Genomic DNA, 13,349 nt, shown 5'->3' on the forward strand with positions numbered 1-13,349 from the left:
AAACAAAACGGCCCGGAGGCCGTTTTGAGGAAATCTTTAAGCAACATACTGGAAAAACTCCAGCCGTTGCAAATCCGATTTATCAGGCGATGGTGCCAGCACCGCGGCAAGGCGGCGATGCGAAAACCGTATCCTGCAAACCTTCCCATTCCTTAATGGTGTAGGTATGCAATGCCAGCGCATGTACGGTTGTGGAGAGTTCTTCCGTCAAGGTGCTGTAGATCAAGCGGTGTCGGTTCAGGAAACGTTCTCCCGTGAAGCGATCGCTAACCAGAACCACTTTAAAGTGGCTTTCAGAACCTGCCGGCACGTTATGACGATAGCTTTCGTCGACGACTTCGAGGAACACAGGGTTGAACGCTGCCCTTAATTTATCTTCTATCTGCTCACGTATCATCATGAAATTACTCCTCCGACAACGCCAGGATGTCACCCATCCCTTTAAATGTTAGCCGCTTTTACCGTTTCCATTACACCTTGACAACAAATATTTAGCTTTCGTCTGATTTTCTCATTCAAACGAATGAAGTTAACTGTGTGGCTCATACCTTTTGTCATTCACACGAGGTGAAAAAGGGTGCAAAGGTCAGTTTTCAGACAAGGCGATGAATTTACATGCGTTGACCACTTCCCCTGACCGTTGGCGATGTTATGATGGCGGCAATTTTTCTCTCTATATGCTTACGATTCGTTGAGAACCTGAAAATGTTAAAAAAACTCTTCTTTCCGTTGGTAGCCCTTTTTATGCTGGCAGGCTGTGCGACTCCGCCTACCACCATTGATGTCTCACCAAAAATTACCCTGCCTCAGCAGGACCCAAGCCTGATGGGTGTTACCGTGAGTATTAACGGTGCCGATCAGCGTCAGGATCAAGCGCTGGCAAAAGTGACCCGCGATAACCAGCAGGTAACGCTGACTGCATCCCGCGACCTGCGCTTCCTGCTGCAGGAAGTGCTGGAAAAACAGATGACTTCTCGTGGCTATATGGTTGGCCCAAGCGGTGCGGTAGATCTGCAGATCATCGTGAACAACCTTTATGCTGATGTTTCTCAGGGTAACGTTCGCTACAACATCGCCACCAAAGCGGATATCGCCATCATTGCCACCGCGAAGAATGGCAACAAGATGACCAAGAACTATCGCGCGAGCTACTCTGTAGAAGGCGCGTTCCAGGCATCGAATAAAAATATTGCTGATGCGGTTAACAGCGTGCTGACGGATACCATTTCCGACATGGCGCAGGACACCAGCATTCACGACTTCATCAAGCAGAACGCGCGTTAATCCTGCTGACTGACCCGGTTTTTAGCCGGGTCAGTTTTTAAGAACATGTCCAGTCATTACTTACGCATTTTCCAGCAACCGAAATCAGCGATTCTGCTGATCCTTGGCTTTGCCTCCGGTTTACCTCTCGCGCTCACTTCAGGCACCTTGCAGGCATGGATGACCGTCGAGAATATCGATCTCAAAACTATTGGCTTCTTCTCACTCGTCGGCCAGGCTTATGTCTTTAAGTTCCTGTGGTCGCCGGTGATGGATCGCTACACCCCACCGTTTCTCGGCCGCCGTCGCGGCTGGCTGGTTATGACGCAGGTGCTGTTGCTGCTGGCCATTGCCGCCATGGGCTTCCTGGAACCGTCAACTCAACTTCGCTGGATGGCCGCCCTTGCGGTGGTGATCGCCTTCTGTTCCGCGTCCCAGGATATTGTGTTTGATGCCTGGAAGACGGACGTGTTGCCTGCTGAAGAACGTGGAGCTGGTGCGGCCATCAGCGTGCTGGGCTATCGCCTTGGCATGCTGGTTTCCGGTGGGCTGGCATTGTGGCTGGCCGACCGCTACCTTGGTTGGCAAGGCATGTACTGGCTGATGGCCGCCCTGCTGATCCCGTGTATTATTGCCACCCTGTTCGCCCCCGAACCGAGTGATGTCATCCCGGTTCCCCGCTCTCTGGAACAGGCCGTCGCCGAACCATTACGCGATTTCTTTGGCCGCAACAACGCCTGGCTGATCCTGTTGCTTATCGTCCTCTATAAACTGGGCGATGCCTTTGCGATGAGCCTGACCACCACCTTCCTCATTCGTGGTGTGGGTTTTGATGCGGGTGAAGTGGGCGTGGTGAATAAAACGCTGGGGCTGTTTGCGACCATTGTCGGGGCACTTTATGGCGGCGTGTTGATGCAGCGCCTGACGCTGTTCCGCGCGCTACTGATCTTTGGCATCCTGCAAGGCGCATCCAACGCAGGCTACTGGCTGTTGTCAATTACCGACAAACATATGATCAGCATGGCCGCAGCGGTGTTCTTTGAAAATCTCTGCGGCGGTATGGGGACCGCGGCATTTGTCGCCCTGCTGATGACCCTGTGCAACAAGTCATTTTCCGCCACGCAGTTCGCACTGCTCTCGGCGCTCTCTGCCGTTGGCCGCGTGTACGTTGGGCCAATTGCCGGCTGGTTTGTAGAAGCCCACGGTTGGCCAACGTTTTATCTCTTCTCCGTGGTGGCTGCCGTGCCGGGTATTTTATTGTTGCTGGTCTGTCGCCAGACGCTGGAATACACCCAACGGACGGAACACTTTATGCCGCGCACTGAATATCACCGCGCTTACCGTTTCGCGTTACGTCTGTTAATGGCGGGTTGCTTCGCGCTGGTGCTCTGGCTTGTGGTGCTCATTATTAATGCCAGCACCTCTATGGCACTTCCCCTTGTAACCCTTCTGCTGGATGCCGGAGCCCTACTGGCTGTCGCCGGGATCCTGATCGGTGGTCTGCTCGATTTCATGGCTCTGCGTAAAACGCAGATGACCTGAAGAGAAATGCGAAAGGTTATTTCCCGTTGTAATCACCAAACGAAATTATAACGGTGAAATAGCCGCCAACCGCTGAAAAAAATAATTGTTGTTTTGTGCGGGATAAAATTTGGAAATTATTGGAGCCTGCTCCAAAACACTATTTTTCATTAACCGATTCAGCATCAGATAGTTTGATTTTTCGTTTTTTATATGTCTCTTTATTGATAATTAATTGTTAATTTTTTGTTTATTTTCAACAATGGTTATACCAATTGCCCCTTTTAGGGTATGCTTGGGGGTCCTTTCGTTATAAAGCCCTTGCCATGCGGCTTCGGTCATAAAAACCGACATAATTTGCAACACTTGTGACACGTGCGGCAGAACCCGGTAACACCTTCCTGACACAGTCCTAATGATGTTTACAGTAATGTAACCTTCCCGTAAAATGCCCGCACACTTTAAACGCCACCAGACTCCGTGGAATTGAGGTCGTTAAATGAGACTCGGGAAATACAATAAAAGTTTGGGATGGTTGTCATTATTCGCGGGCACTGTATTACTCAGTGGCTGCGATTCTGCACTACTAGACCCCAAAGGGCAGATTGGACTGGAACAACGTTCACTGATATTGACGGCTTTTGGCCTGATGTTGATTGTGGTTATTCCTGCCGTTTTGATGGCTGTTGGTTTCGCCTGGAAGTATCGTGCGAGCAATAAAGATGCGAAGTATAGTCCTAACTGGTCACACTCCAATAAAGTGGAAGCTGTGGTCTGGACAGTGCCTATTCTGATCATCCTGTTCCTTGCCGTGCTGACCTGGAAAACCACTCACTCCCTCGAACCTAGCAAACCGCTGGTTCATGATGAAAAACCGATTACCATCGAAGTGGTCTCCATGGACTGGAAATGGTTCTTCATCTATCCGGAACAGGGCATTGCTACCGTGAATGAAATCGCCTTCCCGGCGAACACTCCGGTTCAGTTCAAAGTGACCTCCAACTCCGTAATGAACTCCTTCTTCATCCCGCGTCTGGGTAGCCAGATTTACGCGATGGCCGGTATGCAGACTAACCTGCACCTGATTGCCAATGAAGCAGGCACCTATGATGGTATCTCCGCCAGCTATAGCGGTCCGGGCTTCTCAGGTATGAAGTTCAAAGCTATTGCGACGCCAGACCGTGCCGCTTTCGACCAGTGGGTTGAAAAAGCGAAACAGTCTCAAAACACCATGTCTGACATGGCGGCGTTCGATAAAGTGGCTGCACCTAGCGAATACAACAAGGTGGAGTACTTCTCTAACGTGAAACCTGATTTGTTCAAAGACGTTATTGGCAAATTTATGGATCACGGTAAGAGCATGAACATGTCCCAGCCAGAAGGCGAGCACAGCGCGCATGAAGGTATGGAAGGCATGGACATGAGCCACGCGGAAACCGCTCACTAAGGGGCCGAGGAAGAAAATGTTCGGAAAATTGACACTGGATGCAGTGCCATACCATGAACCCATTATCGTGGTTACGGTGGCTGCAATTATCATTGGTGGTGCGGCTTTACTGGCCTTAATCACTTACTTCGGTAAGTGGAGCTACCTGTGGAATGAGTGGCTGACTTCGGTTGACCACAAAAAACTCGGTATCATGTACTGCATCGTCGGTATCGTCATGTTAATTCGTGGCTTTGCGGATGCGATCATGATGCGTAGCCAGCAGGTGCTTGCCTCTGCGGGTGAAGCGGGCTTCCTGCCGCCTCACCACTACGATCAGATCTTTACCGCCCACGGCGTTATCATGATCTTCTTCGTGGCGATGCCGCTGGTTATCGGTCTGATGAACGTTGTCGTTCCGCTGCAAATCGGCGCGCGCGACGTTGCATTCCCGTTCCTGAACAACCTGAGCTTCTGGTTCACGGTTGTTGGCGTAATCCTGGTTAACCTGTCACTGGGTGTGGGCGAGTTTGCTCAGACCGGCTGGCTGGCTTATCCACCGCTTTCGGGAATTGAATACAGTCCTGGCGTAGGTGTCGACTACTGGATTTGGGCGATTCAGCTCTCCGGTATCGGTACAACCCTGACCGGTATTAACTTCTTCGTGACCATTATCAAGATGCGTGCCCCTGGCATGACGATGTTCAAGATGCCAGTATTTACCTGGGCATCTCTGTGCGCCAACATCCTGATTATTGCCTCCTTCCCAATTCTGACCGTCACCGTCGCGCTGCTGACCCTGGACCGCTACCTGGGCACCCATTTCTTTACCAACGATATGGGTGGCAACATGATGATGTACATCAACCTGATTTGGGCCTGGGGTCACCCGGAAGTGTACATTCTGGTTCTGCCTGTCTTCGGTGTGTTCTCCGAAATCGCAGCGACCTTCTCACGTAAGCGCCTGTTTGGTTACACCTCTCTGGTGTGGGCAACCGTGTGTATTACCGTGCTGTCGTTCATCGTTTGGCTGCACCACTTCTTCACCATGGGTGCAGGCGCGAACGTAAACGCCTTCTTCGGTATCACCACCATGATTATCGCCATCCCGACCGGGGTGAAGATCTTCAACTGGCTGTTCACCATGTATCAGGGCCGCATCGTGTTCCACTCAGCAATGCTGTGGACCATCGGCTTCATCGTGACCTTCTCCGTGGGTGGGATGACCGGCGTACTGCTGGCGGTACCGGGTGCTGACTTCGTACTGCACAACAGCCTGTTCCTGATTGCGCACTTCCATAACGTTATTATCGGTGGTGTGGTCTTCGGTTGCTTCGCTGGCGTCACTTACTGGTGGCCAAAAGCGTTCGGCTTCACGCTGAACGAGACCTGGGGCAAACGTGCGTTCTGGCTGTGGATCATCGGCTTCTTCGTAGCGTTCATGCCGCTGTATGTGCTGGGCTTCATGGGTATGACCCGTCGCCTGAGCCAGCAGATTGACCCTCAGTTCCACCCAATGCTGGTTGTTGCAGCCTGTGGTGCGGCGCTGATTGCACTGGGTATCGCATGCCAGCTGATTCAGTTCTACGTTTCTATTCGCGACCGCGATCAGAACCGTGACCTGACCGGTGACCCATGGGGTGGCCGTACGCTGGAGTGGGCGACCTCTTCTCCACCTCCGTTCTATAACTTTGCCATCGTGCCACACGTTCACGAACGTGACGCATTCTGGGAAATGAAAGAAAAAGGTGAAGCGTACAAGCAACCTGCTCATTACGAAGAGATCCATATGCCGAAAAACAGCGGCGCGGGCATTGTGATTGCCGCTTTCGCAACGGTGTTTGGTTTCGCAATGATCTGGCACATCTGGTGGTTGGCGATTGCGAGCTTCGCTGGCGTCATCATTAGCTGGATTGTGAAGAGCTTTGACGAGGACGTGGACTACTACGTACCAGTCCGTGAAGTCGAAAAACTGGAAAACCAGCATTTCGACGAGATTTCTAAAGCGGGGCTGAAAAATGGCAACTGATACTCTGGCGCACTCAACTGCCCACGCGCATGAACATGCGCACCACGATACAGGACCGACCAAAGTCTTCGGTTTCTGGATCTACCTGATGAGCGACTGCATTCTGTTCTGCTGTCTGTTCGCGACCTATGCCGTTCTCGTGAACGGCACAGCGGGCGGCCCGACTGGCAAGGACATCTTTGAACTGCCGTTCGTTCTGGTTGAAACCGCACTGCTGTTATTCAGCTCTATTACCTACGGCATGGCGGCTATCGCCATGTATAAAAACAACAAGAGCCAGGTTGTCTCCTGGCTGGCGTTGACCTGGTTGTTTGGTGCTGGATTTATCGGGATGGAAATCTATGAATTCCATCACCTGATTATGGAAGGCTTCGGGCCTGATCGTAGTGGCTTCCTGTCCGCGTTCTTCGCGCTGGTCGGTACTCACGGTCTGCACGTAACCTCAGGCCTGATCTGGATGGCGGTACTGATGTTCCAGGTATCCCGTCGCGGCCTGACCAGCACTAACCGTACCCGTATCATGTGCCTGAGCCTGTTCTGGCACTTCCTGGACGTGGTATGGATCTGTGTGTTCTCTGTTGTCTATCTGATGGGGGCGATGTAATGAGTCATTCAACCGATCATGGCGCTTCCCACGGTAGCGTAAAAACCTACATGACAGGTTTTATCCTGTCGATCATCCTGACGGTGATCCCGTTCTGGATGGTGATGAGCGGTTCTGCTTCTCACGCGGCGATTCTGGGCACCGTCCTGGTCACCGCAGTGGTTCAGATTCTGGTGCATCTGGTTTGCTTCCTGCACATGAACACCAAGTCCGATGAAGGCTGGAACATGACGGCCTTCGTCTTTACCGTGATTATCATCGCTATCCTGGTAGTCGGTTCCATCTGGATTATGTGGAACCTCAACTACAACATGATGGTTCACTAAGAGCGGCGAGTATGTTTAAGCAATACCTGCAAGTAACGAAACCAGGCATCATCTTTGGCAACCTGATCTCCGTGATCGGAGGGTTCCTGCTAGCCTCTAAAGGCAGCATTGATTACACCCTCTTTATCTACACGCTGGTCGGTGTGTCACTGGTTGTTGCGTCCGGTTGTGTATTTAACAACTACATCGACATGGATATCGACAAGAAGATGGAAAGGACCAAAAATCGGGTGCTGGTGAAAGGCCTGATCGCCCCTTCCGTCTCGCTGGTGTACGCCACCTTGCTGGGTATTGCTGGCTTTATGCTGCTGTGGTTTGGTGCTAACCCACTGGCCTGCTGGCTGGGGGTGATGGGGTTCGTGGTATATGTGGGCGTCTACAGCCTGTATATGAAACGCCACTCCGTCTACGGCACGCTGATTGGTTCTCTCTCCGGCGCTGCGCCGCCGGTGATTGGCTACTGCGCGGTCACGAACGAGTTCGACAGCGGTGCAGCTATCCTGCTGGCTATCTTTAGCCTGTGGCAGATGCCGCACTCCTATGCCATCGCGATTTTCCGCTTTAAGGATTATCAGGCAGCGAACATCCCGGTTCTGCCGGTCGTGAAAGGCATCTCCGTTGCCAAGAACCACATCACGCTGTACATCATCGCTTTTGCCGTGGCGACGCTGATGCTCTCTCTGGGCGGATACGCTGGATACAAATATCTGGCAGTAGCGGCCGCAGTGAGCGTCTGGTGGCTCGGTATGGCGCTGCGCGGTTACAAAGTGGAAGATGACAAAGTCTGGGCGCGCAAACTGTTTGTGTTCTCGATTGTGGCCATCACCTCGCTGTCCGTGATGATGTCCGTAGACTTCATGGTGCCTGAATCACACAACCTGCTGACTTACGTCTGGTAAGCCACAACAGGTGAATAAAGGGGTGCTTCGGCACCCTTTTTTTATTCACTGAATCTATTAATAACGCATGTAATATTTGTTAAATAACCCTTTATTTACCCCGCCCCTTCCCCGCACTACACTATGGCCTGCTTTTGAACTGAGGTGGTAATGAACGATTATAAAATGACGCCAGGCGAGCTACGCGCGACCTGGGGCTTAGGGACTGTCTTCTCGCTACGGATGCTTGGCATGTTTATGGTCCTGCCTGTTCTGACCACGTACGGTATGGCGCTGCAGGGAGCCAGCGAGGCGCTGATTGGACTCGCAATCGGTATCTACGGACTGGCGCAGGCGGTATTCCAGATCCCGTTTGGGCTGCTCTCTGACCGGGTTGGACGAAAACCGCTGATTGTCGGTGGTCTGCTTATTTTTGTTCTCGGGAGCGTCATTGCCGCCCTCTCCCACTCCATATGGGGCATTATTCTTGGCCGGGCCTTGCAGGGTTCCGGTGCGATAGCTGCTGCGGTGATGGCACTGCTGTCAGATTTAACCCGCGAGCAAAACCGCACCAAAGCCATGGCGTTTATCGGCGTAAGCTTTGGCGTCACCTTTGCGATTGCGATGGTGCTCGGCCCCATTATTACCCATGCACTCGGCCTGCACGCCCTGTTCTGGATGATTGCCGTGCTGGCGACAATCGGTATCGCCTTAACACTATGGGTGGTGCCAGACAGCAAAAACCACGTTCTCAACCGTGAATCTGGAATGGTAAAAGGCTGCTTCAGCAAAGTGATTGTCGAGCCTCGCCTGCTCAAGCTCAATTTTGGCATTATGTGCCTGCATATCCTGCTGATGTCGACCTTTGTCGCCCTGCCAGGCCAGCTTGCCGCGGCGGGCTTCCCGGCCGCTGAGCACTGGAAAATCTATCTGGTCACGATGCTGATTTCGTTTGTCTCCGTCGTACCGTTCATCATCTACGCCGAAGTGAAGCGCAAGATGAAGCGCGTTTTCGTGGGCTGCGTGGCGGTACTGCTGATTGCCGAGATTGTACTCTGGGGCTCCGGCCCACACTTCTGGGAACTGGTAGCGGGTGTGCAACTCTTCTTCCTGGCGTTTAACCTGATGGAAGCGTTGCTGCCGTCGCTTATCAGTAAAGAATCTCCTGCGGGTTACAAAGGCACGGCGATGGGTATTTACTCCACCAGCCAGTTTATCGGCGTGGCAATTGGCGGTTCGCTTGGCGGCTGGGTGGATGGTCTGTTTGACTCACAAACCGTGTTCCTTGCGGGCGCGCTGCTGGCCACTGTCTGGCTGTTGGTTGCCAGCACCATGAAAGAACCGCGCTACGTCAGCAGTCTGCGAGTAGAAATTCCGGATGATGTTGAGATCAACGACGCACTCAAACAGCGTCTTGAAACCACGGAGGGGGTAAGTGAAGTGCTGATCGCCCCGGAAGAGCGCAGTGCCTATGTCAAAATAGACAGTAAGGTGACCAACCGCTTTGAAGTCGAGCAGGCGCTTAAAGCCTGAAAAAATGCCCGGTCTGACCGGGCATTTTCGTCTTAATCGCGGAAGTTTTTAAACTGGAACGGTTGCCCCAGATCGCCGCCACGCACCAGCGCCATTACGGACTGCAAATCATCACGGGATTTGCCCGTTACACGAATTTCTTCGCCCTGGATCTGCGCCTGCACTTTCAGCTTGCTGTCTTTGATGAGCTTAACGATCTTCTTCTGCACCGCGCTCTCAATACCCTGCTTCAGTTTGGCTTCGACAAACCAGTTTTTACCGCTGTGCACAAACTCTTCCGGCACATCCAGAGATGTTCCTTCAATGCCGCGCTTTAACAGCTTGGCACGCAGAATGTCGAGCAGCTGATTTACCTGGAAATCAGACTCGCTCAGCACCTTAATGGTCTTATTTGCATCGTTCAGCTCAAACGTTGCCTCAACGCCACGAAAATCGAAACGTGACTCAACTTCGCGGGTTGCGTTCTCTACGCCGTTGCGAACTTCCTGGATATCAACTTCGGAAACAATATCGAAAGATGGCATCTTTTCTTCTCCCTTCACTTTTGTTGCGTTGCATAATACCCGCTACGAGGCATAACTCAACAGAAGCTTAGCTGTATAATTAAGCTGTAACACCTGGCGCAGTTGCAGGTGAGGAGGAACAATGAAAATTACAGTGCTCGGATGCGGAGCGCTTGGTCAGCTGTGGCTGACCGCGCTGTGCAAGCACGGACATGAGGTTCAGGGCTGGCTGCGCGTGCCCCAGCCCTATTGCAGTGTAAACCTGATTAGTGAAGACGGAAGCATCTTTAACGAATCTCTTACTGCGAACGATCCTGACTTCCTGGCGCAAAGTGACCTTTTACTGGTGACGCTCAAGGCATGGCAGGTTTCAGACGCCGTAAAAGCACTGGCCGCTCAGCTCCCCCCCACATCCCCTGTTCTGCTGCTGCATAACGGCATGGGGACGCTTGATGAGCTCAAAAGCATCCCGCAGCCGCTGCTGATGGCGACGACCACGCACGCTGCACGTCGCGACGGCAATATCATCGTACATGTCGCCAGTGGGGTGACGCATATCGGCCCTGCCAGGGCACAGGATGGCGACTTCAGTTATCTGGCAGACGTACTGCAGAAGGTATTGCCAGACGTGGCCTGGCATAACAATATCCGTCCTCAGCTGTGGCGCAAGCTGGCCGTAAACTGCGTGATTAACCCGCTCACGGCGCTGTGGGATTGCCCTAACGGCGAGCTAAAAAACCATCCGCAAGACGTCGCCGTCTTATGTGCGGAAGTCGCGGAGGTCATTGAGAGGGAAGGCTTGCATACCTCGGCAGAGGATTTACGCTATTATGTCGAACAGGTTATTGATAGTACTGCAGAAAATATCTCCTCGATGTTGCAGGATGTTCGGGCATTACGCCACACTGAAATCGACTACATTACCGGCTATCTGCTAAAACGCGCCCGCGCACACGGTATTGCGGTGCCGGAAAACGCCCGTCTGTATGACCTGGTTAAACGTAAGGAGAGTGAATATGAGCGCGTCGGCACTGGTCTGCCTCGCTCCTGGTAGCGAAGAGACAGAAGCGGTCACCACCATTGATTTGATGGTGCGCGGCGGTATTAAGGTGACAACCGCCAGCGTCGCCAGCGACGGTAATCTGGCAATCACCTGCTCACGCGGGGTAAAAATCCTCGCGGATGCCCCGCTGGTGCAGGTGGCCGATGGGGAATACGACATCATCGTCCTGCCTGGTGGCCTGAAGGGCGCAGAGTGTTTTCGCGACAGCCCGCTGCTGGTCGAAACCGTGCGCCAGTTTCATTTATCCGGTCGCATCGTCGCGGCCATCTGCGCCGCCGCCGGAACGGTTCTGATTCCGCACGATATTTTCCCCATCGGCAATATGACCGGCTTCCCGGGGCTTAAGGATACGATCCCGGAAGAGCACTGGGTGGATAAACGCGTCGTCTGGGACCCGCGCGTCAACCTGCTGACCAGCCAGGGGCCCGGTACCGCAATTGATTTTGGCTTAAAGATTATTGACCTGCTGGTCGGGCGTGAGAAGGCGTACGAAGTAGCGTCATCGCTGGTGATACCGGCGGGGATTTATAACTACTATGAAGAGTAGTGCATAAAAAAGCCGGGTGGCGGCTACGCCTTACCCGGCCTACAAATGCACGGTACCGTAGGCCCGGTAAGCGAAGCGCCACCGGGCGAGAAACTACGGGCGATACACCTTCACATTCCCAAAGCCCTGCTCGAGCAGATACAGCGCCTGCAGACGGCTCATCACCCCACGCTCACACCACAGCAGGTAGGTTTTGCTCTGGTCGAGGTCGCCAAATTTGGTGCTCAGCTTGTAGAACGGCAGAGACACCACTTCGACGCCTTCAACCTGCAGCGGCTTGTCATCCTGCTCATCAATGGAGCGAATATCCAGAATTGCATCGTTAGCGCCGAAACCGCTCACGGTTTCAACTTCTACGACTTCCTGTTCGGTCTGCTGGGCAATCTCGCGGATATCAATGTTGGACGCTTCCGCCACCACTTTTTCCAGGATGCTAAAATCGAAGTTCTCTTCTTCCGCTTCGATCTTCGCCTTAACCGCTTTCACCGTTGGGCTTTTTGAGATCACGCCGCAGTATTCCGGCATGGTACGGGCAAAATCTTCAGTACCGATTTCGCGCGCCAGATCGATGATGTGCTCTTTATCGTGGGAAATCAGCGGACGCAGGATCAGCGTATCTGACACGTTGTCGATCAGACGCAAGTTGGTCAGCGTCTGGCTGGAGACCTGGCCAAGCGCCTCACCGGTAACCAGCGCCTGCACGCCGTAGCGCTCAGCCACTTTGGATGCTGCACGCACCATCATACGCTTCAGCACCACGCCCATCTGACCGTCGTCGACTTTCTCAAGGATTTCGCCGACCACAGGTTCGAAGTTAATCGCGACGAAACGCACCCGGTGAGAGCTGCCAAAGCGGTTCCACAGATAATGCGCAACCTGACGAACGCCGATTTCATGCGCCGCGCCGCCCAGGTTGAAGAAGCAGTAGTGCACGCGGCAGCCGCGACGCATCAGCATATAGCTGGAGACGCCGGAATCGAAGCCACCCGAGATCAGAGACAGCACATCTTCCTGAGTACCAATTGGGAAACCGCCGATACCTTCGTAACGACCTTTCACCAGCAGCAGACGATCGTTTTCGATCTCCAGGTTAACGGTTACGTCCGGGTTGGTCAGACGCACGCGCGCAGACTCGACGTGCTGATTCAGACCGCCGCCAACGTAACGTTCCACTTCAATGGAGCTGAATTCGTGCTTGCCGCGACGCTTCACGCGCACGCAAAAGGTTTTGCCTTCGATCTGGTCGCGGTACTGCACCAGCGCTTTTTCGAAGATGTCATGCAGAGAGGTGAAAGGAACATCTTCCACTTCCAGAATATGGTGGATGCCCGGAATACGGGTCAGCGCGTCGCGGATATCCTGACGCTTGTTTTCGTCTTTCGCGCGGACTTCAACGTGGTCCCAGTGGCGCACCACGGCGAGGGTTTCGTCGTAGTGCTTTAATACGTTACGAATGTTCCCGGTGAGAATTTTAATAAAGCGCAAACGCACAGATTGGCTTTTGATGGTGATTTCAGGGAACAATTTAATGATAAACTTCATGGCGGCAATGTTTCTTAGGCAAGCTTATAAGGCTTGTAATGGAAAAATACAGCAGCCCCTATAACCGAAGGCTGCTTCCAGGCGCGCAAGTATACCACCATCGCGCCGCTCCTG

Annotated in this window: 13 protein-coding genes; 10 read left to right on the forward strand and 3 right to left on the reverse strand. The window is 53.0% G+C overall.

Going from position 1 to position 13,349, the window contains the following annotated elements:
* Positions 1-82: 82 nt before the first annotated feature.
* On the reverse strand, positions 83-400 hold the full coding sequence (bolA, locus tag JGF26_RS05635) for a transcriptional regulator BolA (protein ID WP_013095855.1): 318 nt from the start codon (positions 398-400) through the stop codon (positions 83-85).
* 305 nt (positions 401-705) lie between these two features.
* On the opposite strand from bolA, the gene JGF26_RS05640 reads away from it, so the two are divergent.
* The 8 genes from JGF26_RS05640 to JGF26_RS05675 all read left to right on the forward strand — a co-directional run bounded on the left by JGF26_RS05640 (position 706) and on the right by JGF26_RS05675 (position 9,580).
* Positions 706-1,284 (forward strand): lipoprotein, encoded by a 579-nt coding sequence (locus JGF26_RS05640; RefSeq protein ID WP_028017643.1) that lies wholly within the window; start codon positions 706-708, stop codon positions 1,282-1,284.
* A gap of 45 nt (positions 1,285-1,329) precedes the next feature.
* The gene (ampG, locus tag JGF26_RS05645; protein ID WP_028017644.1) at positions 1,330-2,805 is read left to right on the forward strand and encodes a muropeptide MFS transporter AmpG; all 1,476 of its coding nucleotides are present in this window, start codon (positions 1,330-1,332) and stop codon (positions 2,803-2,805) included.
* 478 nt (positions 2,806-3,283) lie between these two features.
* Positions 3,284-4,231, forward strand: a complete 948-nt coding sequence (cyoA, locus tag JGF26_RS05650) for a cytochrome o ubiquinol oxidase subunit II (protein ID WP_049007496.1) — start codon at positions 3,284-3,286, stop codon at positions 4,229-4,231.
* 16 nt (positions 4,232-4,247) lie between these two features.
* Positions 4,248-6,239: a cytochrome o ubiquinol oxidase subunit I gene (gene cyoB / locus JGF26_RS05655; RefSeq protein ID WP_028017646.1), complete on the forward strand. Its 1,992-nt coding sequence runs from the start codon at positions 4,248-4,250 to the stop codon at positions 6,237-6,239.
* Complete coding sequence (locus JGF26_RS05660; protein WP_028017647.1) at positions 6,229-6,843, forward strand: cytochrome o ubiquinol oxidase subunit III; 615 nt, start codon at positions 6,229-6,231, stop codon at positions 6,841-6,843. Before cyoB ends, JGF26_RS05660 begins: the two co-directional genes overlap by 11 nt.
* Entirely contained in the window at positions 6,843-7,169 is a 327-nt protein-coding gene (locus tag JGF26_RS05665) for a cytochrome o ubiquinol oxidase subunit IV (RefSeq protein ID WP_028017648.1), read from the forward strand. Before JGF26_RS05660 ends, JGF26_RS05665 begins: the two co-directional genes overlap by 1 nt.
* 11 nt (positions 7,170-7,180) lie before the next feature.
* A complete protein-coding gene (gene cyoE, locus JGF26_RS05670; RefSeq protein ID WP_028017649.1) occupies positions 7,181-8,068 on the forward strand; it encodes a heme o synthase in 888 nt (295 codons plus the stop codon).
* Between the two features lie 150 nt (positions 8,069-8,218).
* Positions 8,219-9,580, forward strand: coding sequence for an MFS transporter (locus tag JGF26_RS05675; RefSeq protein ID WP_108090700.1), 1,362 nt, complete (start codon positions 8,219-8,221; stop codon positions 9,578-9,580).
* Between the two features lie 32 nt (positions 9,581-9,612).
* On the opposite strand, the gene JGF26_RS05680 is transcribed toward JGF26_RS05675, so the two are convergent.
* Positions 9,613-10,104: a YajQ family cyclic di-GMP-binding protein gene (locus JGF26_RS05680; protein WP_028017651.1), complete on the reverse strand. Its 492-nt coding sequence runs from the start codon at positions 10,102-10,104 to the stop codon at positions 9,613-9,615.
* 121 nt (positions 10,105-10,225) lie between these two features.
* Between JGF26_RS05680 and panE the strand changes: the two genes are divergently transcribed.
* Both panE and yajL read left to right on the forward strand, forming a co-directional pair.
* Positions 10,226-11,137 carry a 2-dehydropantoate 2-reductase gene (gene panE / locus JGF26_RS05685; RefSeq protein WP_129323818.1) on the forward strand — a complete coding sequence of 304 codons (912 nt, stop codon included), beginning with the start codon at positions 10,226-10,228 and terminating at the stop codon, positions 11,135-11,137.
* The gene (gene yajL, locus JGF26_RS05690; RefSeq protein ID WP_108090702.1) at positions 11,100-11,693 is read left to right on the forward strand and encodes a protein deglycase YajL; all 594 of its coding nucleotides are present in this window, start codon (positions 11,100-11,102) and stop codon (positions 11,691-11,693) included. The genes panE and yajL overlap by 38 nt, the downstream gene beginning before the upstream one ends.
* Before the next feature lie 93 nt (positions 11,694-11,786).
* Here yajL and thiI read toward each other — a convergent pair whose 3' ends face one another.
* Positions 11,787-13,235: a tRNA uracil 4-sulfurtransferase ThiI gene (gene thiI, locus JGF26_RS05695; protein WP_134707196.1), complete on the reverse strand. Its 1,449-nt coding sequence runs from the start codon at positions 13,233-13,235 to the stop codon at positions 11,787-11,789.
* Positions 13,236-13,349 lie beyond the last annotated feature (114 nt).

The organism is Enterobacter sp. E1, from assembly GCF_016809815.1.
In the GTDB taxonomy this organism is placed as follows: domain Bacteria; phylum Pseudomonadota; class Gammaproteobacteria; order Enterobacterales; family Enterobacteriaceae; genus Enterobacter; species Enterobacter adelaidei.